Consider the following 24,356-nt stretch of genomic DNA (forward strand, 5'->3'; position numbering starts at 1 on the left):
TCTGACCGCCCCACGATGATCGAATTCCGCGATGTCCATAAATATTATGGGGATTACCATGCCTTGCGCGGGATCAATGGCGAAATCCGGGCGGGAGAGTTCTTCTCGCTCCTTGGACCCTCGGGCTGTGGCAAGACCACGCTCCTGCGCACGATTGCCGGGTTCGAGGACATTTCCTCGGGTGCTGTGCTGATCGACGGCAAGGACATGGCAAATGTCCCGGCGAATGCCCGTCCGACGAACATGGTCTTTCAAAGCTACGCGATCTTCCCGCACATGTCGGTCGCTGAAAACGTGGGCTTCGGTTTGCGCAAGGATCCCCGTCCCAAACCTGAAAAGGCAAGGGCAGTGGAGGAGGCGCTGGAGATGGTCGGCCTCAAGGGCTTTGGCAACCGTGCCGCGCATGCCCTGTCAGGAGGCCAGCGGCAAAGGGTGGCCCTTGCCCGGGCGCTGATCCTGAAACCGAAGGTGTTGCTTCTGGACGAGCCGCTGTCGGCGCTCGACAAGAAGATGCGCGAACACATGCAGGTCGAACTGATCAAGCTGCAACGCCAGGTCGGGATCACCTTCATTCTGGTCACCCACGATCAGGAAGAAGCGCTGGTGATGTCAGACCGCATCGCCGTGATGTTCGAAGGCGAGATTACCCAACTGGCCGACCCCGAAACCCTCTACCGCCGCCCGAACTCCAAGAAGGTGGCCGATTTCATCGGGACGATGAATTTCATCCCGGCGACCATCCTGTCGGAAAACGGAGACACCGCCGAAATCGAGGCAAAGGGCCTTGGCCGTGTGGCGCTGGACATCTCGGCAGCCCCGCCCGGAAAGGGAGAAGCCCCTGTGGTCGGCCTGCGTCCCGAAACGCTGACGCTCCTCTATGACGACCAGAAAGCCCCGGAACGTGAGACGGACGGTGTGATCGACGAGGTGATCTATTTCGGTGACATGACCTATTACGACGTCTATCTGGGCGGGACGGATGTGGAAGTGCGCCTGAGCATGCGCAACGTTCCCGGCCGCCCAGTGCTTGAGGTCGGCACGAAAGTCCGCGTCGCGTGGAGTCCCTCGGCCCTGGTTCTGTTCCGCTGAAACGTTCAAGATCGAGCAGCCGCGCAGAAGCGCGCGGCTGCAAGGCTCTTGTGTCGCCTCTGGCGCAAGCGCCAACCGGCTCCGCTGCGGGGGTTGCGTCACCCCGACCCCCCCCCGTGGAGTATTTTCGAAAAGCGCAGATCGGCTTGCTCTTCTTACAAATACTCTCAGGGGGTTTGGGGGCAGAATGCCCCCGCTTGCCGAGGAGGCGCGCCTTTCGCGCTGACGAAAGGAAAGACCTGCGGCGGCACGCCGCGCCGCAGGATCACCGGTCCGGAGACAGCAAGCCCAATCCGCGCAGGTAGATGCCGATGGCGGATTCCAGCAGATCCTCCGGCGCCCAGGGCTGCGGGCCGCCGTTGCCGCGCAGAAAAAGCTCCACAACCCCATGACTTACGGCCCAGACATGCGCCGAGATCATGCTGGGTGGCGGACGGCGGTCGGCCGGCAATGCGCGGGACAGATTGTCTGCCGCGCGGTCCAGTGTGGCGCGGGCCTTGGCCGAGACGGTGGCAAGTTCCGGGTGCTGGCCGGGTTGGAGGCCGCTTTCGAACATCGCCTGATAATGTCCCGGATATTTGCGCGCGAAGGCAAGGTAGGCCCGGCCGGTGGCCTCGAAAGCCGCAAGGGCCGAGGGTCGCCCCTCGTCATAAGCATATTCCAGAAGGGCTGCGAAAATGTCGAAACCTTGCCGCGCAACTTCAGCCAGAAGGTCGTCGCGCCCTGCGAAGTGGCGGTAGACGGCGGCAGGGGTCACGTCTGCGGCCTTGGCCGCTTCTGAAAGGGTAAAGCCCTGCGGCCCTTTCTGGTCGATCAGGGCCAGCGCTGCCTCGACCAGGGCCTGGCGCAGATTGCCGTGGTGGTAGCCGCGCTTCATCTGTCTGGCTTGCGCAGGGCAGGTCCGCCGCAGATGGCGCTGTCCGGGGTGCCGATGGCCGCCATGTCCTTGCCGGCATAGTCGACCGCGCCAAGGATCGTCTGGAGCGCTGCAATCCGGGCGCGCTTCTTGTCATCGGAAAGGATGACCGTCCAGGGGGCGTAGCTGAAACTGGTGGTTTGCATCGTCTCGTCGATCACCGCGCAGTAGTCGTCCCATTTGCCAAGACCATCGACGTCGATCTTCGACAGCTTCCACTGTTTCAGAAGGTCGGCTTCGCGAGCAAGGAACCGACGCAGCTGTTCGGCCCGGCCGACTTCCAGCCAGATCTTCAGGAAGACGATCCCTTCATCCGCGATCATCTGTTCGAATTCAGGAAGTTGGCGGAAGAACTTCATGCGGTCTTCGGGGGTGCAGAAGCCGAAAACATGTTCAATCATTGCACGGTTGTACCAGCTGCGGTCGTAAAGCGCGATTTCGCCCTTTGCCGGGAACCAGTCAACGTAGCGCTGGAAATACCATTGCTGGCTTTCGCGATCGGTCGGCTTCGGCAGGGCCACCACATAGGCCTGCCGGGGGTTCATGTTCTCCGTTGCCGCCTTGATCGTGCCGCCCTTGCCTGCCGCATCGCGGCCCTCGAAGATGACGATCAGGCGTTGGCCGCTGGCGCGGATCGAGGCCTGCATTCTGGCAAGCTCGATCTGAAGGGTTGCCATTTGTCGTTCGTAATCCTTGCCCTTCATTTCTTCCCGATACGGGTAGGAATTGGTCAGGATGTCGTCCTTGCCGCCAGTCTTGATCGCCGTGCGGATTTCGGGCGGCGCGCCTTCTTGGAAATAGCGGCTGATTGCGCCGTCGAAGGGAAGGGTCATCATGGCCTCCTGCACTTTGCGCCAGTATGACGATTGGGCAGGTCAGCGCAATGCGGCGCGGTCGATGGCGTCGATCACCACATCGCTGTGGGTGTGGTGCGGCATGTGGCCCGCGCCGTCGATCACAGTCAGCGTTGCATTCGGCAGCAGGCCCGCAAGGGGCCGGGAATGGATTGCCAGTGGCACTATGGTGTCTGCGCTGCCATGGACCAACTCGACAGGCAGAGACAGGCCGGGGTAGCGCGGCTCCATCGTGACCAGTTCTGCGCGCAGGGCGTTTATCTGTGCGGTGTTGGTCGCCAACGTGTCGCGCCGCAGGATCAGCGGCGTGCCAAGCCAGTCTTCATAGCCCAGGGGTACCGGGTCGGGGGCGAACACGGCTGCGGTTGCTGCCGAAACGTAGGATTGTGGCACAAAGGCCGAGGCCAGCGGCACCGCCAGCGCCCTGCCGACCGCCGTCGAGGTCAGCCGATACCATGGATCAAGTTTGCCGGGCCATGGCATCGAGGCCGCGCCAACCAGAACCAGGGCGCGGGGTCCGCCGTCCAGCGCCCAGGCAAGCGCAACGGCCCCGCCATAGCTTTGGCCCACAAGGATCGGGTCTGTCACGCCGATCCCGGCAAGTCCCGCCTTGATTGCCCGGGCCTGAGCAGCAAGCGAGACCTCGCTCACTCGGTCGGAATGGCCAAGGCCCGGCCGGTCCACCACTGTCACCCGGTAGCGGGCTGTCAGACGGTCACGCAAGGCAAAGGTCATGTCCCGCAAAGACCCGCTGGCGCCGTGGATCAGCACAATGTCAGGGCCGGAACCCGAAATTTCGAAATGCAGGCGCAGCCCGTCGATGGTCAGAAAGCTGCCGGTCGGTGGATGGGCTGCAAGCGCAGCCGCTTCGCGCGCCGAGGCCCGCCAATAGGTTACACCCGTAAGGGCCAGCGTGGCGATGATCAGGCTTGCGGTCAATTTCGGCAGGATCACGCTTTGCCGCAAGTGTCTTGGAGCAAAGGATTTCGCACCATTGTCACCATCTGGAGCCTGTTTCCCATGCGATTTTCCCTGTCTGCCTGTTCGCCCATTGGCAGGGTATAGTGACCGACCCGTGGCCACAATGCCGGGCCGGCCCGTCCCTTACTCGGCGGGCTCGGTCGGCTGGATATCCTTCTTGCCGAACAGGCGCGCGTAGGACTGGCGGAACGGCAGAAAGTACAGCGCCCGCAGGCTGTGCCATGAACCGCCATCCTCGTCCGTTCCGAGGCCATAGGTGATGTCTTCCTTGCCTTTCGGTGCGTAAAGCGTCCCCGCTGCCCAATCCCAGAAGGCGAAGATGAAGCCCATGTTCTTGTCCCAGTGCTTGCGGTCCACCGAGTGATGGATCTGATGCTGCGCGGGGCAGACGAAAATATGCTGAATCCAATAGGGATAACGGATCCAGACATGGCTGTGCCGCAGGTGGAAGGCCGAAAAATAGAACACCGCAAGGAAGATGTTCACCTCGAAAAGGGTGATCTGGATCGCTGCCGGCCCCAAGAGATGATGCAGGATCGCCATGGTCGCACCCACGGTAAGGCCAGTGGTCAGGCTGTCGACCACCTCCTCGACCGGGTGCATGCGCGCAGCGGTAAGCGGGGTCATGACTTCGGCCGAATGGTGAACCTTGTGGTAGTCCCACAGGAAGGGAACCTTGTGGAAAATCAGATGCAGGAACCACAGCGAGAAATCGAGAACCAGAATGATCACCACGGTGGTCAGGATGGAATAGCCGAGGTGGGGCTCGAAACTGGCGGTGGAAGGTCCGAAAATCTGCACGATTGCCCCGGTCAGGGCATGGTAGGCGAAAGGCGCGGTCAGCAGCACCGAGCCATAGATCAGTGCAAGCAGCATCTTGTTGATGAAATAGAACGCGAAATCAGCCTGCGAAGAAGGGTGCTTCAACACCTCGGCCGGAAGCAGCCAGCGCAGCAAGCTGACAGATTCTGCCTCTCCCTTGCGCGCCTTGTTGACCATGTAGGCGATGATCGACACCACAAGCGCGCTGAACAGGTACAGATAGGCCATCCGGTTCGACAGATTGACGAAATGGTCAAAGGGCGCCCAGAGGATGTCGGTGAATTCCATATCGCTCGGCTCTCCTTTCGACCCTTCTGGTGCCGTGAATCAGCTAGCACCGAATTGTGGCCAAAATGAATCTGGAGTTCAGGGTGAAGTGCGTCCGATCAGGGTCATGTCATAGGGGGTGGACTGGTAGATCTCGTTGATCCAGTTGCCATAAAGCAGGTGCGCGTGGCTTCGCCACCGGTTCAGGGGCGGCAGGGCCGGGTTGTCATCGGTATAGTAGTTCAACGGCACGTTGATTGGCGTCCCGCTGGCGACATCGCGGTCATATTCCTGTTTCAGCGTGTCGCTGTCGTATTCGAAGTGGTTGAAGATATAAAGCGCGCGGTGGCCGGCATCCTCGACAAGGCAGGGGCCAACCTCGTCCGAGCCCAGAAGGGTCTTCAGGCCCGGGGCGGCGTCGATCTCGGCCTGCTTCATTTCGGTCCAACGGGAGACGGGGATCACGAAATCATCTGAAAACCCGCGCAGATAGGGCGAGGTCGGGCAGAGGTTGCGGTGGCGAAAACACCCGAAGGCCTTCGCGGGGAGCATGTGCTTCTTCACCCCGTGAAAATGGTTGATCATCGCCATGCCGCCCCAGCAGACACCGAAGGTGGACTGCACGTTGGTCTGGGTCCAGTCCATGACCTCGCACAACTCGTCCCAATAGGTGACCTCTTCGAAAGGCAGGTGTTCGATCGGTGCGCCGGTGATGATCAACCCGTCGAACTTTTCATCCTTCACCTCCTGAAACGGGCGGTAGAAGGTTTCCATGTGTTCGGCGGCGGTGTTCCTGGTCTGATGCTCGCTCATGCGGATCAGATGCAAATCGATTTGCAGGGGCGTGGCACCGATCAGTCGGGCGAACTGGTTTTCGGTCTGGATCTTCTTTGGCATCAGGTTCAGGAGGCCGATCTTCAGGGGCCGGATGTCCTGACGTGCCGCGCGTTCCGGCGACATGACCATTACGCCTTCGCTTTTCAGAACGTTGAAGGCGGGCAGGGTCTCTGGAAGTTTGATCGGCATTTGGCGGTCCTTCAGGTCGGGGCCAGACCTAGGGGATTAGGCGGGTTGCATCAAGGCCGGGCGCTGTCAGGTGGCCTTTGCGCGGGTCCGGTCGATGGCGCCAGCGATCAGGGAGTCAAAGTCTTCAACATCCTTGACCATCGCCACCTCTTCGGCGCTGACCATCACCCCCCAGCGCGCCATTGCCGCATAACGTGGCTGCCGGTGGGCAAGGGCGCGGGCATAGGTCCAGCGAACAAAGTGATCCGGATCGCAGGTTTCTTCTGTAACAGAATGAGTTGCGCGGTAATCTTCCCACATCTTGTGAAGAAATTCCGGCTGGTAATACATCGGCTTTGGCGCCCGGTCGAAGCGGCGGACAAGTTCTGCGGTATGTGCATCTGATCCCTTGATCCAGACCAGAAGCAGCGTGTCCGACAGTTGTCGCATCACCGGGTCGGCCGGGTCATCGGGGTCCACCACCTCGCAGATCGAGCCCGAGGTGTCGCAGACGAAATTCCCATAGCCATAGATGTCTTCGGCGCGCTCCATGAAGCGGGCGGTGTCGAGCATTGCCGCAACCTCTGCGGCGCGGTGTTGTTCCTGCCGCTTCATGTATTCGGCAAACGGTACGCCGCCCTTGGCCGGATCGCCTGGCTTGCCAAGATAGGTCGAAAGCGGGGCAAGATTGTCGAAGGTGATGTTGGAGGCGATGTAGACGCTGTCCGTCATCAAAAGCTCTCGCAGAAGCGGAACCTTCATCGCCTCGCGCTTGAAGTTGTCGGCGATGTATTCGCCCATGTAGCGGGTGCCGATCCGGTAATCGACCGAATAGTGGAACCAGCCGTTCCCGTCCTTGCCCTGATCGCGCAGCATCGTGGCCAGATGGGTCTTGCCAAGACCCGACATGCCGTAAAGCAGCACCCGCTTGGCCGATGCCGCCAGATAGTCCTTGCCGGTCCTGTAGATCATCGCGTCACCCCTTGGCCCCTGTTAGCGCCGGGCCGGGCCATAGACAACGAAAAACCCCGCCCGGGTCAGGGGGCGGGGCATGTGGGGGAGAGGGTGGTTCAGAAGGACCAGCCGACCTTGACGCCAACGCCGACCGCCGTGTTGTTGGTCATATTGGCGCGGCCAACTTCAGCGGTCTGGGGTTGCGCGTCGCCAAGCCAGGAATAGTTGACCCCACCCGTGATCTTCATGTTGTCACGGGTGTAGACCGCGCCAATCGTCGCGCCATAACGCCCGTCCGTCGGTGCAAGCGGCGACACCAGCGGGTCGGTTCCCTTTGGCTCGTAGGTCAACGAGAATGATCCGGCCCAGGTTTCATTGAACCGGCGCCCGATGCCCAGAGTGTAAGTGGTGGTGTCTTCAAGCTCGACCAGCCCATCCCCCGGAAAGCCGACGGGGTCGATCTTGAAGGCAGACCAATCGGCCCAGCGGATGTTGCCGAACACAAGCGTATCCTTGGCAATGCCGGTCTGGAATTCAAGGTTCACCGATTGCGGGGTCTCGACCTCGGTGATGGTGCCTGACGGGAAGAAGGCCTGCGTGGTTTCAAACTCGTGCTTGACCTTGGAATGATAGGTCAGGGCGACCCGCAGCGCGATTTCGGGTTTTTCGTAGGCAACGCCGATCAGATAGCCGGGCGCCCAATTTCCGGCAAGCTGGACGTCATACCCGCTCAACCCACCCGGAGGTGGGCCACCATAGGCCAGACCGTCGAGGGTGATGTTCCCCTTGGCATGCTGGGCGCGCAATCCGCCATGTGCGGAAAAGGCCTCGTTGAACTTGTACCGCAGGATGCCGGTCACGGCGTAGGTGTCGGCCACGGCAAGCGTCCCGCCAAGCAGGGGCGAGGTGGCGCTGTAAAGCACGTCGGCGCCGAACGGCTGGTCGATGTTCAGGGCCACGGAAACCTTGTCATTGATGTCGTACTTGTAGCTGAAGGCGATCAGCGCATAGGTGGCGACCACATCGCCGGTCGGCTGGGCCGCAACATCGGTTCCATCGACCTTGGGAGATACAAGACCAAAGGACAGTTCCAGATACCTGCCGGACTCAAACAGGGCGCCAAGGCCCTGACCCGACCGGTCGATTCCGCCCGCGCCCGCGCTGGTTGCCGCCGCAGCCAGCGCCGCTGCCGTTGTCAGAATGCGTTTCATTGTCCTCGTCCCCGGTTCTGGATATCCCCTGTCAAAATCGCTATGGCAGCCGGCGCAACCGGTCAATCAGGACGCGGCGTCACGACGTTTTTACTGCTGCCTGTTGTGGCGAAGTTGCCCCGTTGCCACGCAGGTTGATCCAGATGCCAAGGAAGATGAACCCTGCGCCAAGAAACAGGGCCGCTTCGACCGGTTCCGCGTAAAACAGCGCTCCGATGGCGGCAATGACCGGCAGGCGGGCGAAATCCACCGGCACGACCATGCTGGCCGGGGCAAGGGACAAGGCGGTGGTAAGGCACAGATGCGCGGTCACCCCCGCGATGCCGATCAGAACCAGCCATGGCAGGGTGGCAAGCGTCGGCAGCGCCACCGCGCCATCCGCCAGCATCGCGACAGTGCCGAACCCGGCCTGCATCAGCGTCAACCAGAACAGGATCGTCACGATCGGTTCACCCTTGGTCAGCACCTTGGTCATCAAGGTGGTGGCCGCAAAGAACACCGCAGCCCCCGCAGCGGCCAGAACCCCCGGCTCCAACTGGCCAAAGTCGGGGCGGGCGACGATCAGGATGCCCAGAAATCCAAGACCTGCGCCCACCAGTTTGCGGCGCGTCAGTTTTTCACCAAGGATCAGCGGCGACAGCAGGATCACCCAGATCGGCGAGGTGAATTCAAGTGCGAAGACCTGCGCCAGCGGGATCATGGTGATCGCCCAGAACCATAGGAACTGTCCGGTGAAATGGAACACATTGCGCACCACATGGCTGCCCAGCCGGTCAGCGCGGATGCGGCCCAACTGGCCTGTTGCCATGGCCACGGCGATGACAATCAAGAAACCGACCACCGACCGGAAGGCAAGGATCTCGAACGTATCGTGGGCAAGATTGATCTGGCGCGTGGACACGGCCATCGCGGTGAAGGCAGCGATGGCGCCGATCATCCACAAGGCGGCTGCAAGGGGGCGGTGGGGGGCGGTCATCGCGGCAGATGATCCGGGCGGGGCGGAAATGTCCAGTGGGGGCTGAGCGGCCAGCCCTTTAGCGCCTCTCTGGTGTCGGGCGGAGTAGCCGGATGACCCAAAGCCACAAAAGGCAGAAGGGCGCGGCCACAAACATCAAGAGCGGCGCAAGATTCGAACCCGTGGCCTGCGCCTGAACGAAGATGACACCGGCCGCCCCCATGACCATCATGGGCGGCAGCGTTAGCCACAGCGCCCAGCCCCGCCAGCGAAGCAAGATTACCATCTGCGCCACCAGATAGATTGGCAGCGCCGACATCAGGACCAGACCAAGGACTATCCGCACCGCTTCTTTCCCCGCAATCAGTGCAGATTGCAGGCGCTTTGTGGCGAAAAGTGGAACGGTTCGAAGGGGGGCAAATGGGCCGTGACCGGGCTTGCCGGGGCGCGCGCCCGCCGCGCCCCCGTCGCGGCCCTTTTGCGGCGGGATCAGAGAGTATCCGAAACCTGAAAGTCCCGTGCAAGGTGGGCGGTGGCACGAAACCACTCGGACGCGCGGGTGCGGGTCTGGTGCGCCTCGAACGCCGCGCGGTCCGTGAAGGTCTCGTCAAGTTCCCAGATCAGCGGCGCAGTTGCGGGCGTGACGGAAAAGTCCAGACAGCCCGGTTCGGCCCGGCTGAGGCGGATGTGTTCGGGCAGCAGGGCCGCGACGATGGCGGCCTCTTCCAGCGTAGCGCAGCTTAGCGTGCCGGTGACCCGGATCATTCCAGCTCGATCGTGCCGGGCGGCTTGGAGGTGCAGTCATAGAAGACCCGGTTGACGCCCTTGACCTCGTTGATGATCCTTGTGGCGGTTTCGCCAAGGAAATCATGGGTAAAGGGGTAATAATCCGCCGTCATCCCATCCACCGATGTAACCGCCCGCAGCGCCAGCGCATAGTCATAGGTGCGCCCGTCGCCCATCACGCCCACGGTCTTCATCGGAAGGATCGCAGCAAAGGCTTGCCAGATGTCATCGTAAAGCCCGTGCTTCCTGATCTGGTCGATATAGACTGCATCGGCCTGCCGCAGGATATCAAGCTTTTCGCGGGTAATCTCGCCGGGGCAGCGGATGGCAAGGCCGGGGCCGGGGAAGGGGTGGCGGCCGATGAAGCTGGCGGGCAGGCCAAGTTCACGGCCCAAGGCACGCACCTCGTCCTTGAACAGCTCACGCAGGGGTTCGACAAGCTTGAGGCCCATCTTTTCTGGCAGGCCACCAACATTGTGGTGACTTTTGATTGTGACCGAAGGCCCGCCGCTGAACGACACGCTTTCGATCACGTCGGGATAAAGCGTGCCTTGGGCCAGGAACTTCGCACCCCCAACTTCGGTGGCGTGTTTCTGGAACACGTCGATGAACAGCTTGCCGATGGTCTTGCGCTTGACCTCGGGGTCGGACACGCCTTCCAGCGCGCCGAGGAACAGGTCGGCTTCATCGGCGTGAATCAAGGGCATGTTGTAATGGTCGCGGAACATGGTGACGACCTGTTCCGCCTCTCCCAGACGCAAAAGCCCGTGGTCGACGAAGACGCAGGTCAGCTGGTCGCCGATGGCTTCATGGATGAGGACGGCGGCGACGGAGCTGTCAACCCCGCCCGACAGCCCGCAGATCACCTTGGCGTCGCCCACCTGATCGCGGATCTTTCGGATCGCTTCCTCACGGTAAGCGCCCATCGTCCAATCGCCCTTGAACCCGGCCAGCTTGACGAAGTTCTCGTAAAGCCTGCCGCCCTTGGGGGTGTGATGCACCTCGGGGTGGAACTGGACCGCGTAGAAATGACGGGCGGGGTCGGCGGTGATGGCAAAGGGCGCATTGGGCGAGGTGCCATAGACACGGAACCCCGGGGCCAGTTTCGACACATGGTCACCGTGCGACATCCAGACCTGTTCGCGGGCTTGGGGGCCGTCTTCGGGCGGGAACCAGCCGGCAAGGATGGGGTGGGTCTGGTCGGTCGGCGTCACATAGGCGCGGCCGAATTCGGCGGTGCCGTGACCGCCTTCGACGTGGCCGCCAAGGCAATGCATCATCACTTGCTGGCCATAGCAGATGCCAAGGATCGGCACGCCAAGGTCAAAGACCCCTTTCGGCGGCATCGGCGCGTTTTCCCAGTAAACGCTGGCAGGACCACCCGAGAAGATCACCGCCTTCGGGGCGAAGGCCTGCAAGAAGCCCTCATCCACGCGGTTATAGGGGTGGATTTCGCAATAGACGTTCAGCTCTCGCAGGCGGCGCGCGATCAGCTGCGTTACCTGAGAGCCGAAGTCGATGATGAGAAGGCGGTCATGTGCGTCTTGGGTCATGCGCCCGCGTAGCGCGAGCTTTGCGGGCGCGCAAGGGGTGCAGGCGTTGGAAATCGGGGGTTTCACCCCCCCGAACCCCCGTGGGATATTTGTGCAGAGAGGAAGGGCTGGTCGTTTTCTGCTGAGGTGCGTGTCGTTTTTGGTTGGCAGGTGACGGAAACGGGGGGCGGCGCGGTCGGGTTTGGCGGCATAAGGTCGGCAAACGGGTTTCGGAGGCGGACATGAACGAAGTTGCAGGACGCAGGGCGCGCAGTGGGGGCGGGGCAAGCCGCCGGGCAGAACGGACGGCGGTCAGCTTCGAGAGCGCGCGGTTCATCCAGCGCAACATCCCGAACTTCGAGATCCTGAACGAAGAAGCGCTTCAGATCATCGAATGGAACGCGGAAACGGTGCTGGAGGAAATCGGCGTCAATTTCGTCGAGAACCCGGCCGCTCTCGATCTGTGGCGCGCGGCGGGCGCGGATGTGAAGGGCGAAAGGGTGCATATCCCGCGCGGTCTGGCGCGCAAGCTGTGCGCAACGGCGCCGTCCAGCTTTACCCAGCACGCCCGCAATCCTGACCGCAACGTCGAGGTAGGCGGGCGCAATCTGGTGCTTGCCCCGGTCTACGGCCCGCCCTTCGTGCGCGATGCCGAAGGCGGGCGGCGCTATGCCACGCTGGAAGATTTCCAGAACTTCGTGAAGCTGGGCTACATGTCGAAATGGCTGCACCATTCGGGCGGCACGGTCTGTGAACCCACGGATGTTCCGGTCAACAAGCGCCATCTGGACATGTTGCTTGCGCATATGACCCTGTCGGACAAGCCCTACATGGGCTCTGTCACCGAACCGAGCCGTGCCGAAGATTCGGTGGCGATGTCGAAGATCCTGTTCGGCAACGACTTCGTTGACCAGAACACGGTGATGACCAGCCTGATCAACATCAACAGCCCGCTCACCTTCGACGGGATCATGATGGGTGCGCTGGAGGTCTACGCCAAGGCCAATCAGGCGGCCATCATCTCGCCCTTCATCGTCGGTGGGGCCATGGCGCCGGTTACGGTCGCGGGCACCCTGACGCAGGTGCTGGCCGAGGTGCTGGCGGGTGTGGCCTACAGCCAGCTGATCCGCCCCGGCGCCCCGGTGATCTTTGGCGCCTTCGTGACCTCGATCGACATGAACTCGGGCGCGCCGACCTTTGGCACCCCCGAAGCCGCGCATATCACCTATGGCGCTGGGCAGTTGGCGCGGCGCTTGGGCTTGCCCTACCGGTCGGGCGGTAGCTTCTGCGGGTCAAAGCTGCCGGACGCGCAGGCGGCCTATGAAACCGCGAACAGTCTGAACATGGCGCTTCTGGCAGGCGTGAACTTCATGCTGCATGCTTGCGGCTGGCTGGAGGGCGGGCTGGTGTCGTCCTACGAGAAATTCGTGATGGACGCCGACCAGCTTGGCACGCTGCACCATCTGGCCCAAGGCGTGATGATGGACACGAACGGGCAGGCGATGGACGCGCTGCGCGAGGTTGGGCCGGGCGGGCATTTCCTTGGGTGCGAGCATACGCAGGCGAATTTCAAGTCGGCGTTCTGGCGGTCGGACCTGCTTGACTACAAGCCCTTCGAGACCTGGGCAGAGGAAGGCGCCCGCGATACGCAGGCGCTGGCGGCCGAACGGGTGAAAAAGCAACTGGCCGATTATCACGCGCCGGATATGGACCCCGCCAAGCGCGAGGAACTGGAAGCCTTCGTCGCACAGCGCAAGTCCGAGATGCCAGACGCCTTCATCTGACAGATGGCACGGAATTGACGGTAAGGGGCGGGTGACCGCCCCTTTTCGCATTTTTCCAGTGGCTCAGGCCAACCCTGCCCGAGGCAGCAACCGCGCCTCGGCCAAAAGCGCGATCAACACTTCGATATGGCGGGTGACCGAATAGGCCGCATCGCCCGCAAGGCGCGTTTCTTCCAGTTCCGCCTCGACCGAAATCAGCGACGGCACAGTTTGTTCGGGTGACATCCCGCAGCGGATCAAGCGGCGCAGATCACGCTCGCGGCGGTAATCGCCAAGGCCGAAGCGGGCAGCGTGCATCAACAGTCGTGGGCGACGCAGGTTGGCAAGACGGACGCGAAAATCTGACATGGGGCTCTCCGGTTCTGGATCGCTGCATCATGCATGATCTCAACCCAGCGTTGCGCAATGAGTGTTTTGAGCGAACGGAGGTTACCGAAAAGTTTAGGAATTACGCGCAATTGTTCAGGCCGGACGAGTGCTTAACCAACAGGTAACCAATTCCACCCAAGGTTGCGAGAGTCCAAGGCTGGACTCATCACAGCCCGGGGTGTGGACAAGGACGGGACGACTGAATTGCCAGAGCTTTCTGCTGCCAGCCTGCCAGACTGGCTTCCTGCTGCCGTGCGTCACTACCTTCATCATATCGAGGATGGAACGTCGCTCAGGGCGCTGGCACGGCGCGAGGGGCTGCACGCCTCGACCATCCTGCGGCAGGTGCGCCGGTTTGAAAACCGTCGTGAAGACCCGCTGATGGATGAAGCCCTGTCTGCGGTTACCCGTTTTGCCCAGCGCTCTGCCGATGACCCAGCCCGAAAGGACGACCAGCCCATGACCATGCATCCGCGTAGCCCAAGGCCAACTCCTGCGCCTGTGCTTTGTGACGAGCAATCCCTTGCCCAGGAAGGTCGCCGTGTTCTGCGGCGTCTGGCGGAACCGGGTGCCGTCATGGCCATAGCACCGGAAATGGACAAGGCGGTTGTCTTGCGGGATATGCCCGATGGCCGCAGCCTGCGGACCGCGGTGCTGGAACGCGCGGTTGCTCATGCGTTCACCTTGAAGGACTGGATCACCTGCCGCAAGCCGGGGCGGGTATCGACCTACGAGATCACCTCGGCCGGTCGGGCCGCCTTGCGCCGGATGATTGACGAGGAGGACCGCCGCCGTCAAAGCCCGACCGACGCCTCGGCGGCCTTTGGCGATCAGCACCGTGTCTGGGGGGAACGGACGGTGATGGAGGAAGATGGCCCGCGCAAGCTGCGCTACAACACGGCGGAAAGCCCGGTTGGTGTGTTGGGCCGCAGGAGGGACCGGGATGGCAAGCCATTTCTGGAGCCTGACCTTGTCGAGGCGGCGGAACGGCTGCGCGAGGATTTCGAACTGGCGCAGATGGGGCCGCGCGTGGCGCAGAACTGGGACCGGTTTCTTACCGGGGCGGACCGCGGCGCATTTCAGCCCGACAGCGGTCTGGGGGAAGGGCCGGGGCAGGCGCGCGGTCGGGTTGCAGCTGCGCTGCGCGACCTTGGGCCGGGGCTTGGCTACATCGCCCTGCGCTGTTGCTGCTTTCTGGAGGGGCTGGAGGTTGCGGAAAAGCGGATGGGATGGGCCGCGCGGTCGGGCAAGATAGTGCTTCGCATCGCCCTTATGCGGTTGCGGCGGCACTATGACGAGACTTACGGCAGGTCCGGCCCGCTGATCGGCTGACTGGACCTTGTGACGCCACACGGCAGAAGGAGGCCGGGGCGGTCCCCTTCCGGCGTGGCAGCGGCGCCGATCATTCGGCCCGCGTCAGGCCCGCCTTGTAGGCCAGCCCGGCCACGGCACCGCCCGCAAGCGGGGCCAGAAGGAACACCCAAAGCTGCGCCATCGCCGTGCCGCCGACAAAGACCGCCGGACCGACCGACCGCGCCGGGTTCACCGAAACGCCGGTCACGTTGATCCCGACCAGATGGATGGCCGCAAGGGTCAGGCCGATGGCCAGCCCGGCAATGCCGGCGGCCGATCCCGGACCGGTCGCGCCAAGGATTACGGTGACGAAGAGGAAGGTCATCACCGCCTCGAAGGCCAGCGCCGATGTCAGGGAATACCCTCCAAGATGGCCCGCGCCAAAACCGTTCTGCCCCAGACCGTTGGTGGCGATGCTGTAATCCGCCTTCCCCGAGGCGATCAGATACAGGAGCCCCGCGCCAAGGACGGCCCCGATCACTTGCGCAATGGCATAGGCGGCGAAATCGGGCAGCGTCATCCGGCCCGCCATCACCATCCCGAAGCTGACGGCTGGGTTCAGATGCGCCCCCGAGATGGCTCCAAGCCCATAGGCGGCAGCGACGATTGCAAGACCGAAGGCGAGGCTGATCCCCGTCATCCCGATTTCGGCACCCATCAGGTCCGCTGATCCACAGCCGAACAGCACAAGGATGGCAGCCCCCAAGGCTTCTGCAAACATCTTCTTGACCATGTTCCCTTCAGTTGGATGTTGGCGCCGGCTGGCGTGACATGCGCCCGGCGCATGCCCCTGCGGCAGCGTTGCAGGCAAGCAGCCGTTGCCACCGGGGCAATTGCAGACTAAGTGGTGGGGCGGGTCTGGATAGGGGGAAAGTTGTTTGCGCGACCTCAAACTGCCGGAAGGCCGTCACCCTGAAAAGGCGCACCGCGCCGACAATGCCCAGCCGAAAAAGCCGGACTGGATCCGGGTGAAAGCCCCCACCTCCGAAGGCTACAAGCGCACCCGCGACATCCTGCGGGAAAAGAATCTGGTCACGGTCTGCGAGGAAGCCGGCTGCCCGAACGTCGGCGAATGCTGGTCGCAGGGACACGCCACCATGATGATCATGGGCGAGATCTGCACCCGCGGCTGCACCTTCTGCAACGTCGCCACCGGCAAGCCGCAGACGCTGGATGCCTTCGAGCCCGGCCGGGTTGCACACGCCGTCGCCGAGCTTGGCCTTGCCCATGTCGTCGTCACCTCCGTTGACCGTGATGACCTTGCGGATGGCGGGGCGGATCACTTCGCCCAGACGATCCGCGCCATTCGCCATCGGTCGCCCGGCACCACGATCGAGGTGCTGGTCCCCGATTTCCTGCGCTGTGGCCCCGATGCGCTGGAAACCGTGGTTGCCGCCCGGCCGGATGTCTTGAACCACAACCTTGAAACCGTCCCCGGCCTTTACCCCGAGGTCCGCCCCGGCGCGCGCTATTTCCATTCGTTGCGGCTGTTGCAGCGGGTCAAGGAACTGGACCCGATGATGTTCACCAAATCCGGTATCATGGTGGGTCTGGGCGAAGACCGGCAGGCAGTTCAGCAGGTCATGGATGACATGCGGTCAGCCGATGTCGATTTCCTGACCATCGGCCAGTATCTGCAACCGACGCCGAAACACCACCGGGTTGATCGCTTCGTGACGCCCGAGGAATTCAAGGCCTATGAGACGGCGGCCTGGGGCAAGGGGTTCCTGATGGTGTCGGCCACGCCGCTGACCCGGTCATCCTACCACGCCGGCGACGATTTCGCCCGGATGCGCGCCGCCCGGCAGGCGGGACTTGGTCAGGGCTGAAACCCTCTCTTGCGGCACTGAGCCCATGAAAAAGCGCCACAGAGCAAGGCCCGCGGCGCTTTTTCGGTGTTCTGAACGGTATCAGAAGCGGTAGCCGATCGAGGCCGTCACTGCGTCGCCGCTGCCATCCACATCGAAGTAGCCAAGTTCGGCAAAGCCACCAGACCCGAAGCCATATTCGCCAGACAGTCCATAGATGCGTTCGCCTCCGCCTTCGCTGATTTCAAGGGCTTGGGCCCCGATGGTCAGCGCATCCGTCACCTTGTAATCACCGTACAGCTTGACCGTCGAAACACTGGTCCCCGGCGCATCAAGGTTTGCGGCTTCGGCGCCGATCGACCAGCGCTCTGCGCTGTAGCGGGCGCCAACGATCAATTTCTGAAGGTCAACTGGGCCGGCATCGAACTGTTCGAAGGCGGCATAGAGCTCGGTCGCGTCAAGCTCGTATCCAATAGCAAGTTCGATCACGTCGGCCTTGTCGCCGCCACTTTCCGCCCGATGAACCGCAGCGCCGTAGCTGAACGCGCCAGACGAGCCCTTGAGGCTGACACCGTAGACGTTCAAGCTCGAATCGAACAAATTGAAATAGGCAAGGTAAGATCCGCTGAAGAGCCCCAGCTCAAGATCAAGCGCCCGTGCAGCACCGATGTCTGGCGTCTTTGGCAACTGGTCCAGCAGCGGACGCGGGGTGCCGATTGTTACATCGCCAAAAGCGGTCGTCAGCACCAGCCCGCCCCAGAAGGCGGACTCGTCCTGACCATCGTCGAGGTCGTGGAAGCTGACAAGGCTCAGGTCGAAACCCAGACCAACCGCGCCGCCACCCTGACTGCGCCAGCCGAGCGTAAGATCGGTGAAGCCGAAAGTGACGTCGTCGCCGCCATCGGGGCTGATGTATTCCAGTTCGACATCGCCGGTCAGAGTGAAGCCGTTGCCGAAATCAAGCGCGAAGGCCGCTGGTGCCGCGAGGCCGGTTGCAAGTGCGGTAATTGCCGCTGTTTGAAAGAATTTCATGGTCTTTCCTTTCCGAACGTGATGCTTGACCATACTCTACGCGGGGAGCGGCTCACAGGACGTCCGGGCCGCTACGACGGCGCAATTTTCATTTCGTGACTTTTGGGACACAAGAAACCTGGAACCGGTTCCGGACCCTGTGGCTTGCGTTTTCCGGCCGTCGCCCCATATTCCGGGGATCAATCCACCCCCGGCACGGCCAGCAGATATTCCCCCACCGCAACCCGGTCACTTTCTGGCAGTCGTGCCATGTTTTCAACGACATGCGCCATATGGCCGCCGACGCTGTCAAACTCGGGCGTGAAGCCTGTGGTCAGGTATTGCACGATGTCACCTGCCGTCCAGCCAAGTTTGGCCGGGGTGATGTTCGGGATCCGCCCCTGACCCGAAGGATTGGGCGCCCCGCCCAGCCAGCGTGACGTGTCCATGCCGCCCAGAAGGTTGCGCGGGGTGTGACACTCGCCGCAATGGGCCAGTGCCTCGGCGATATAGCGGCCACGGTCGGCGGTGGGGGGCAGGTTGCCGGGCAGGGACCAGGCTTCCGACAGGAACAGAAGTTTCCAGACCCCCACAGCCTCACGCCGGGAAAAGGGGAAGGCCAGCTCATGCGGCTGGCTGGGCGTGGCATCTGCGGGGAGGGTTGCAAGGAACGCATGCAGATCGGCCAGATCCTGCATCGTCATTCTGGCGTAGGACGCATAGGGCAGGGCGGGGTAATAGTGTTGCCCGTCCGGGCTGACGCCGCGCTTCAGGGCATTGGCAAGGTCAAGCAAGGACCACCCGCCGATCCCGTGGACGGGATCCTGGCTGATGTTCGGCGCAAGGAAGGTGCCGAAATCCGACGGGAACCGCTGCCCACCCGCCAGCACCAGTTGCGCGTCGCCCTTCGCCTCGGCTGCCATGTGGCATGATGCGCAGCCGGCTGCCCAGAAGACCACCTCGCCCCGGGTGGCGTCTGCGGTCAGCCCGGCGATGTCACTTTCCGAAAGCGGGTTAGGGCGGGCCAGAAACCACAAGATCCCGGCACCGGCAAGTGCCAGAAAGAGCAGCCAACGCAAGATACGCATTGCGCGTTCCCCTTCCGGTTGTCATGCCGACAGACTATCCGACAAGCCCGGCCTGTCCAGTCACGGTTTTGCGGAAATGCGGTTTGGCGTCAGCCAGTCGGGCCAGCCAAAGGCCCATTCAAGGCCAGCAAGCAGCAGGCAGACCGCCACCACGCCCAGAACCAGCTTTACCCGGCCTTCGGACGGAGGCCTCTTTGCCCAGCGCTTTGCCCGGACCAGCCAGGTCAGATAGTTCATCCGCCCTCCGCAAAGCGGACCTTGCCGATATAGGGCAGGTTGCGGTTGCGCTGCGCAAAGTCGATCCCGTAGCCGACCACGAATTCATCGGGGATCTCAAATCCGGTCCAGTCCGCCTTGACCGCAGCCTCACGGCGCGACGGCTTGTCCAGAAGCGCACAGACCTTCAGCCGCCGAGGCTCGCGGGCTTGCAGCAGACGGATCACATGGTGCAGCGTGAACCCGGTATCCACGATGTCTTCCACGACCAGCACATCGCGCCCTGCAATCTCGCCGCGCAGGTCTTTCAGGATACGCACCTCGCGGCTGGAATGCATCGCGTCGCCGTAGGAAGAGGCCTCAAGGAAATCCACCTCCACCGGCAGTTCGATCTCGCGCACAAGGTCTGCGATGAAGACGAACGACCCGCGCAGCAGGCCGACAACGACCAGCTTGTCGGTGCCGTGAAAATGCGCGGTTATTTCCCGTGCGAGGGCCTCGACCCGCGCCGCTATCGACTTGGCGCTGATCAACTGGTCGATGACGTATGCGCGCTCTGACATGGCAGCCCCTTGATTTCCCCGCCCTGTCTAACCAATACCTTGTCCCAAGTCACGAGCGAGCCGATGCCCACCCATTCCGAAACCAAACGCCTGCCCTACAGCGCCCAGCAGATGTATGATCTGGTGGCGGATGTAGGGTCATATCCGAAGTTTCTGCCGTGGAATGCCGCCGCCCGCATCCGCACCCGCCACCCCATCGACGGCGGGGTCAAAGGCGCGGGTGAGGTGATGGAGGCTGATCTGGTGATCAGCTTCAAGGTGTTTCGCGAAAGGTTCACCAGCCGGGTAACCCTTTGGCCCGAGGCCTTGAAGATCGACACCGAGTATCTGGATGGCCCATTCCGGCACATGCGGTCTAACTGGGCTTTCCGTGATATCTCTGGCGGATGCGAGGTTGATTTCTTCGTGGATTTCGAATTTCGTAACGCGCTGTTGCAGTCGATCATCGGGGTGGTCTTCAACGACGCGATGCACCGTGTCGTGCGGGCCTTCGAGCGCCGGGCGGCCGAACTTTACGGCAAGGGTTGGGAGGCCTGAGACTTTGAGCAACCGATCCGAGGCCCGCCCGCTTGCCACCATCACCGCCGCTGCGGCGATGCTGATGATAATGCTGGTGATCTGGGCGCTTTACATGGCGCAAGGGGTGCTGATCCCGCTGGCTTTCGCGGTGGTCGTGGCCTTCGTGCTGTGGACGGTGGTGGACTGGATGGGTCGGGTTCCGGGCCTGCGGCGCACCCCCTTGTTCCTGCGGCATATCGTCGTGCTTGGGCTGTTCATCTGGGCAATCGTGCTCTTGATCGGAACCCTGCGCAGCAACGGCGAGGTGCTGGTTCAACGCCTGCCGCAATATACCGCGAACATCCTTGGGCTGGTGCGCCGGCTGGACGAGGCTTACCGGATCGACGAATTCATGCCCGGCGGGCTGTCGTCGGTCGTGGCGGCGAACTTCGACATTCAGGGCGTCGCGCGGCAGGCGCTGGGCGCGATGGGCAGTCTGGGCGGTCTGATCGTGCTAATCCTGCTCTACACGTCGTTCCTGATGATCGAATACACCGGCTTCGTGAAAAAGCTGCACCTTGCCTTTCCCACGGGCGACAAGGCCGAGCGGCTGATTGCGCTGTCGGTGGACGTCAACAGCCGGATCGGCGGCTTTCTGGCGATCAAGACCCTGATCAACATCGTTCTTGGCACGCTGTCCTACATTGCGCTGAAATGGATGGATGTGGAACTTGCGGGGTTCTGGGCGATCTACATCGGGGTGCTGAACTACACGCCTTATCTTGGCTCGGTCGCCGGAGTGATTGCGCCGACGCTGATGGTTCTGGCCCAGACCGGAGAGATCAAGGCCACGCTCCTTGCGATGGCGGTTCTCAGCGGGCTGCAATTCATCATCGGGTCGTTGATCGAGCCGCAACTGATGGGGCGGCGGATCAACCTCAGCCCGATGATGGTGCTGGTGTCGCTGGCCTCGTGGTATGCGCTTTGGGGTCTGCCGGGGGCGGTGCTGGCGGTGCCAATGACGGTGATCATTCTGGCCGTGCTGGGGGTTGTCACATTCACCCGTCCGCTGGCGGTCTTGCTGTCGAATGACGGCCGGATCGGTGAAAGCGCGCGGAAGACCTGATGCAATCTTTCACGCGTGGCTCTGCCTTTGCGACGGAAACGGCCGACTACTGCGTTGGATAGGCAATTCGTCGTCAAAAGGTCTTTTGCCATGCGCCAGCTTCTCCTGACTATCGCAGCTTTTCTTTCCCTTCCGTTTTCGGCGCTGTCCGAGACGGTGAACCTTGGCTCCCGGTCTTATGAGATCGAGTTGCCGGCGGTCGCACGCGGGGCTCCGATGATCCTTGCGCTGCATGGCGGTGGGGGCAACCCTGATCAATTCGCCTCGGCCTCCGGATTTGCGCGCGATGCGCTGCGCGAAGGTTATGCGGTGATCTTTCCCGCCGGCAGCGTGCGCTTTGGCGGAAAGAAGCTGTTGACGTGGAATGGCGGCTATTGCTGCGGATATGCGGCGCGGGCGGGGGTGGATGACATCGGCTTTCTTGAGGCAGTCATCAAGGACGCACAGGACCGCTTTGGTGTGGACGGTGGCCGGGTCTACCTGACCGGCATGTCAAACGGGTCGATCATGGTTGAAACCTTCGCCGCCCGGAACCCGGGCCTTGTTCGCGCCGTGGCGGGCGTGGCTGGCACGATGGATACCGGCCGCGTCAAGGTGCAGGGGCGGGTGCCGCTTCTGGTCATCCACGGCACGGCGGACGAGAACGTGCGTTATGAGGGCGGGGTCGGCGACCTGAGTGTCGCGCGGACCGATTTCGCCTCGGTGGCTTCGGTGGTGAGGGCGTTCCTTGCGCCTTGGGGTGGCGGGGTAAGCCAATCCACCCGCCGGATCGACCGGCGCGATGACGGGACGTCAGCGATTGTGATTGACCACAAGAAGGGCGGCACAGTGGTCCTGCGCCTGATGACAGTGGAAGGCGGGGCGCATCACTGGCCCGGGGGCCGCAAGGCGCGGCAAAAGGGCGGCAAGACCGAAGAAATCGATGCCAATACCGAGATACTGCGGTTTTTCGCGCTGCACCCCTGATCCAGACAGCATTTCGCTACACGGCCGTTGCGGGCGAACGTCGCGTCTTAGCTGAGTGCGGCACCCAAAAGCGCAAGCGCATGCGCCGTGGCCGCCTTGCGCACCTTGGGCCGGCCCTTGGCGCCAAACTCCACCGTTTCGCAGAAGGTGGGCTGTCCGGCGCGCGCGAGGGCAAAGCAGACCCGGCCTTCCGGCTTGAACTCTGATCCGCCCGGCCCGGCAATGCCGGTGATGGCAACGGCCAGCTCTGCTTCGGACCGTGCCAGTGCGCCTTCGGCCATTTCCAGCGCAACGGCCTCGGATACCGCGCCATGGCTGGCCAGCGTCTCGGGGCGAACCCCAAGCATCTCTACCTTGGCCGCGTTGGAATAGGTGACAAAGCCGCGCTCGAACACGTCTGAGGATCCCGCAACGTCGGTCAGGGCTGCCGCGACCATGCCGCCGGTGCAGCTTTCCGCCGTCACGAAGCGCAGACCCCAGTAGCGGGCCTTTGCCAGCAGGTCTTCCGCGCCTATCCCAGCCATGGTGCCACCACCCCGTGCCATATGCCTGCCAGCACGACCGATCCGATCCCGGCGAACAGACCGGCCCAAAGATCATCCAGCATCACCCCGGCTGCATCGCCGCGCCGGTCGGCCCGGCCGATGATCCACGGCTTCCAGATATCGAACAGCCGAAAGAGTGCGAACGGCACCACCCATGCGGGCCATGCCGCAACCGCCATATCCGCCACCCCGTGCCACCAAAGCGGGATCACCGTGAACGAGAGCGCAAGTGATTGCCCCGCCACCTCGTCTATCACCACCTCGGACGGGTCTTCGCCGCCATTCTGGCGAAGATAGTGCGGCACGGCCCAGAACCCCGCCACGGTTGCCAGAACAAACCCAAGTGGCACCAGAAGCGCCAGCCCCGCCTGATAGGCCAGAACCGCCAGTGCCACCGTGATCGCGCTGGCCCAGGTTCCCGAAGCCGGGCGCAGATTCCCCGCGCCAAGGACGGTTGCGACAGCCCATATCATGTGCGCACCAGGGTTGCGGTGGCAATCGCGGCGATGCCTTCCTCGCGCCCGGTAAAACCAAGCCGTTCCGAGGTGGTCGCCTTCACCGACACCCGATCCACCTCCACCTCCATGATCCGCGCGAGTTCCGCCTGCATCGCCCCCGCATGAGGTCCGATCTTTGGCCGTTCGCAAACCAGCGTCACATCGCAATTGCCAAGCCGGTAGCCCTGCGCCCCGGCAAGCTGAATCGCATGCGCCAGAAAGATGTGGCTTGCCGCGCCCTTCCATTGCGGGTCGCTTGGCGGGAAGTGGCGCCCGATATCGCCCATCGCCAGTGCGCCATAGATCGCATCCGTCAGGGCATGCATTCCCACATCGGCGTCCGAATGACCCAGAAGCCCCCGCCCATGCGGCACCTTCACCCCGCAAAGCCAGACATGATCACCGTCGCAGAAGGCATGCACGTCATAGCCATTGCCCAAACGCACATCCATCGATTGCCCCCGCAAGATCGCCTCTGCCCGGGCAAAATCGCCGGGAAATGTCAGCTTCAGATTGGTTTCCTCGCCCTCGACGATGGCCACGTCAAGCCCTGCGGCCCGCGCCACCTCGACATCGTCGGCAGCACTGCCCTTGTGGGCGCGATGTGCCGCCAGAATGGGCGCGAAACGGAAAGCCTGCGGGGTTTGGGCGCGGTAAAGGCCGCTGCGGTCCTGTGTGCCGGACACCAGCCTGCCGTCACCACGCCAAAGCGCATCGGTCACCGGCAGGGCAGGGGCCGCCCCGGCATGGCTGTCAAGTGCGGCGACCAGCCGGTCGATCAGCCCCCGGCTGACCAGGGGGCGCGCGCCGTCATGGATCAGGACATGGGTCACGCCCGCCCCCTCCAGCGCCTGCAAGCCCGCCAGGACCGAGGCGTCACGGCTGGGCCCCCCCTCAACCAGCCGCACCCCCAGCCCTTCGGCCCGCGCCCGGTCGTCGGGATGGATCACCAGCACCACCGGCAAGCCGTCGAAAGCTGCAAGCGTATGCGCCAGCACCGGCTTCCCACCAAGCATCTGCCATTGCTTGGCAACCTCGCCCCCCATGCGGCTGCCCCGCCCGGCGGCAACAATGATCACGGCTGTCGTCATGCGCTGTCCTGTCCTGTTGCTTCTTCCTAGGCCAGCCCGCTGCGCATGACAATCTGGCGCAGGACCGGG

27 protein-coding genes are annotated in these 24,356 nt (G+C 62.9%); 7 read left to right on the forward strand and 20 right to left on the reverse strand.

The window, feature by feature from the left end:
- Positions 1-15 precede the first annotated feature (15 nt).
- On the forward strand, positions 16-1,089 hold the full coding sequence (locus tag QUV21_RS01970) for an ABC transporter ATP-binding protein (protein WP_300853471.1): 1,074 nt from the start codon (positions 16-18) through the stop codon (positions 1,087-1,089).
- A gap of 265 nt (positions 1,090-1,354) precedes the next feature.
- Here the strand turns inward: QUV21_RS01970 and QUV21_RS01975 are convergent, their stop codons facing one another.
- The 11 genes from QUV21_RS01975 to guaA all read right to left on the reverse strand — a co-directional run bounded on the left by QUV21_RS01975 (position 1,355) and on the right by guaA (position 11,393).
- Positions 1,355-1,966: a TetR/AcrR family transcriptional regulator gene (locus tag QUV21_RS01975; protein WP_300852810.1), complete on the reverse strand. Its 612-nt coding sequence runs from the start codon at positions 1,964-1,966 to the stop codon at positions 1,355-1,357.
- Positions 1,963-2,838, reverse strand: a complete 876-nt coding sequence (gene ppk2, locus QUV21_RS01980; RefSeq protein ID WP_300852811.1) for a polyphosphate kinase 2 — start codon at positions 2,836-2,838, stop codon at positions 1,963-1,965. The genes QUV21_RS01975 and ppk2 overlap by 4 nt, the downstream gene beginning before the upstream one ends.
- Before the next feature lie 42 nt (positions 2,839-2,880).
- The gene (locus QUV21_RS01985) at positions 2,881-3,813 is read right to left on the reverse strand and encodes an alpha/beta hydrolase (RefSeq protein ID WP_300852813.1); all 933 of its coding nucleotides are present in this window, start codon (positions 3,811-3,813) and stop codon (positions 2,881-2,883) included.
- A 150-nt stretch (positions 3,814-3,963) separates the two neighbouring features.
- Positions 3,964-4,950: a sterol desaturase family protein gene (locus QUV21_RS01990; RefSeq protein WP_300852815.1), complete on the reverse strand. Its 987-nt coding sequence runs from the start codon at positions 4,948-4,950 to the stop codon at positions 3,964-3,966.
- A 78-nt stretch (positions 4,951-5,028) separates the two neighbouring features.
- Entirely contained in the window at positions 5,029-5,955 is a 927-nt protein-coding gene (gene metA, locus QUV21_RS01995) for a homoserine O-succinyltransferase (protein WP_300852816.1), read from the reverse strand.
- Positions 5,956-6,021: 66 nt separating this feature from the next.
- Positions 6,022-6,906, reverse strand: coding sequence for an ATPase (locus QUV21_RS02000; RefSeq protein WP_300852817.1), 885 nt, complete (start codon positions 6,904-6,906; stop codon positions 6,022-6,024).
- Between the two features lie 98 nt (positions 6,907-7,004).
- Positions 7,005-8,099 carry an outer membrane protein transport protein gene (locus tag QUV21_RS02005; RefSeq protein ID WP_300852819.1) on the reverse strand — a complete coding sequence of 365 codons (1,095 nt, stop codon included), beginning with the start codon at positions 8,097-8,099 and terminating at the stop codon, positions 7,005-7,007.
- A gap of 79 nt (positions 8,100-8,178) precedes the next feature.
- A complete protein-coding gene (locus QUV21_RS02010; protein WP_300852821.1) occupies positions 8,179-9,075 on the reverse strand; it encodes a DMT family transporter in 897 nt (298 codons plus the stop codon).
- 58 nt (positions 9,076-9,133) lie between these two features.
- Positions 9,134-9,400, reverse strand: coding sequence for a hypothetical protein (locus tag QUV21_RS02015; protein ID WP_300852823.1), 267 nt, complete (start codon positions 9,398-9,400; stop codon positions 9,134-9,136).
- 143 nt (positions 9,401-9,543) lie between these two features.
- A complete protein-coding gene (locus tag QUV21_RS02020) occupies positions 9,544-9,819 on the reverse strand; it encodes an antibiotic biosynthesis monooxygenase (RefSeq protein WP_300852824.1) in 276 nt (91 codons plus the stop codon).
- On the reverse strand, positions 9,816-11,393 hold the full coding sequence (guaA, locus tag QUV21_RS02025; protein WP_300852825.1) for a glutamine-hydrolyzing GMP synthase: 1,578 nt from the start codon (positions 11,391-11,393) through the stop codon (positions 9,816-9,818). Before guaA ends, QUV21_RS02020 begins: the two co-directional genes overlap by 4 nt.
- 221 nt (positions 11,394-11,614) lie before the next feature.
- On the opposite strand from guaA, the gene QUV21_RS02030 reads away from it, so the two are divergent.
- The gene (locus tag QUV21_RS02030; RefSeq protein WP_300852827.1) at positions 11,615-13,156 is read left to right on the forward strand and encodes a trimethylamine methyltransferase family protein; all 1,542 of its coding nucleotides are present in this window, start codon (positions 11,615-11,617) and stop codon (positions 13,154-13,156) included.
- Positions 13,157-13,219: 63 nt separating this feature from the next.
- Here the strand turns inward: QUV21_RS02030 and QUV21_RS02035 are convergent, their stop codons facing one another.
- Positions 13,220-13,504: a DUF6477 family protein gene (locus tag QUV21_RS02035; RefSeq protein ID WP_300852829.1), complete on the reverse strand. Its 285-nt coding sequence runs from the start codon at positions 13,502-13,504 to the stop codon at positions 13,220-13,222.
- Between the two features lie 225 nt (positions 13,505-13,729).
- Here QUV21_RS02035 and QUV21_RS02040 point away from each other — a divergent pair, with 225 nt between their 5' ends.
- Positions 13,730-14,857 carry a DUF6456 domain-containing protein gene (locus QUV21_RS02040; protein ID WP_300852831.1) on the forward strand — a complete coding sequence of 376 codons (1,128 nt, stop codon included), beginning with the start codon at positions 13,730-13,732 and terminating at the stop codon, positions 14,855-14,857.
- A gap of 70 nt (positions 14,858-14,927) precedes the next feature.
- Here the strand turns inward: QUV21_RS02040 and QUV21_RS02045 are convergent, their stop codons facing one another.
- Positions 14,928-15,611: an aquaporin gene (locus tag QUV21_RS02045; protein ID WP_300852832.1), complete on the reverse strand. Its 684-nt coding sequence runs from the start codon at positions 15,609-15,611 to the stop codon at positions 14,928-14,930.
- A gap of 145 nt (positions 15,612-15,756) precedes the next feature.
- Here QUV21_RS02045 and lipA point away from each other — a divergent pair, with 145 nt between their 5' ends.
- Complete coding sequence (gene lipA / locus QUV21_RS02050; RefSeq protein ID WP_300852834.1) at positions 15,757-16,707, forward strand: lipoyl synthase; 951 nt, start codon at positions 15,757-15,759, stop codon at positions 16,705-16,707.
- A gap of 81 nt (positions 16,708-16,788) precedes the next feature.
- On the opposite strand, the gene QUV21_RS02055 is transcribed toward lipA, so the two are convergent.
- From QUV21_RS02055 to hpt, 4 genes are all read right to left on the reverse strand, one after another.
- Positions 16,789-17,718, reverse strand: a complete 930-nt coding sequence (locus QUV21_RS02055) for a hypothetical protein (protein WP_300852836.1) — start codon at positions 17,716-17,718, stop codon at positions 16,789-16,791.
- A 179-nt stretch (positions 17,719-17,897) separates the two neighbouring features.
- Positions 17,898-18,785 carry a cytochrome c gene (locus QUV21_RS02060; protein WP_300852837.1) on the reverse strand — a complete coding sequence of 296 codons (888 nt, stop codon included), beginning with the start codon at positions 18,783-18,785 and terminating at the stop codon, positions 17,898-17,900.
- Between the two features lie 60 nt (positions 18,786-18,845).
- A complete protein-coding gene (locus tag QUV21_RS02065; RefSeq protein WP_300852839.1) occupies positions 18,846-19,022 on the reverse strand; it encodes a hypothetical protein in 177 nt (58 codons plus the stop codon).
- A complete protein-coding gene (hpt, locus tag QUV21_RS02070; protein WP_300852840.1) occupies positions 19,019-19,564 on the reverse strand; it encodes a hypoxanthine phosphoribosyltransferase in 546 nt (181 codons plus the stop codon). The genes QUV21_RS02065 and hpt overlap by 4 nt, the downstream gene beginning before the upstream one ends.
- A 63-nt stretch (positions 19,565-19,627) precedes the next feature.
- Between hpt and QUV21_RS02075 the strand changes: the two genes are divergently transcribed.
- From QUV21_RS02075 to QUV21_RS02085, 3 genes are all read left to right on the forward strand, one after another.
- A complete protein-coding gene (locus tag QUV21_RS02075; RefSeq protein WP_300852842.1) occupies positions 19,628-20,101 on the forward strand; it encodes a type II toxin-antitoxin system RatA family toxin in 474 nt (157 codons plus the stop codon).
- Between the two features lie 4 nt (positions 20,102-20,105).
- The gene (locus tag QUV21_RS02080) at positions 20,106-21,188 is read left to right on the forward strand and encodes an AI-2E family transporter (RefSeq protein WP_300852844.1); all 1,083 of its coding nucleotides are present in this window, start codon (positions 20,106-20,108) and stop codon (positions 21,186-21,188) included.
- Between the two features lie 90 nt (positions 21,189-21,278).
- The gene (locus QUV21_RS02085; RefSeq protein WP_300852846.1) at positions 21,279-22,154 is read left to right on the forward strand and encodes a PHB depolymerase family esterase; all 876 of its coding nucleotides are present in this window, start codon (positions 21,279-21,281) and stop codon (positions 22,152-22,154) included.
- A 47-nt stretch (positions 22,155-22,201) separates the two neighbouring features.
- Here QUV21_RS02085 and QUV21_RS02090 read toward each other — a convergent pair whose 3' ends face one another.
- The 3 genes from QUV21_RS02090 to QUV21_RS02100 are packed head-to-tail and all read right to left on the reverse strand — an operon-like array spanning position 22,202 to position 24,287.
- Entirely contained in the window at positions 22,202-22,669 is a 468-nt protein-coding gene (locus QUV21_RS02090) for a CinA family protein (RefSeq protein ID WP_300853472.1), read from the reverse strand.
- Positions 22,666-23,172, reverse strand: a complete 507-nt coding sequence (locus QUV21_RS02095; RefSeq protein ID WP_300852848.1) for a phosphatidylglycerophosphatase A — start codon at positions 23,170-23,172, stop codon at positions 22,666-22,668. Before QUV21_RS02095 ends, QUV21_RS02090 begins: the two co-directional genes overlap by 4 nt.
- Positions 23,169-24,287 (reverse strand): bifunctional 2-C-methyl-D-erythritol 4-phosphate cytidylyltransferase/2-C-methyl-D-erythritol 2,4-cyclodiphosphate synthase, encoded by a 1,119-nt coding sequence (locus tag QUV21_RS02100; RefSeq protein WP_300852850.1) that lies wholly within the window; start codon positions 24,285-24,287, stop codon positions 23,169-23,171. Before QUV21_RS02100 ends, QUV21_RS02095 begins: the two co-directional genes overlap by 4 nt.
- Positions 24,288-24,356 lie beyond the last annotated feature (69 nt).

Source organism: Tabrizicola sp. (assembly GCF_030373185.1).
Classification (GTDB): domain Bacteria; phylum Pseudomonadota; class Alphaproteobacteria; order Rhodobacterales; family Rhodobacteraceae; genus Tabrizicola.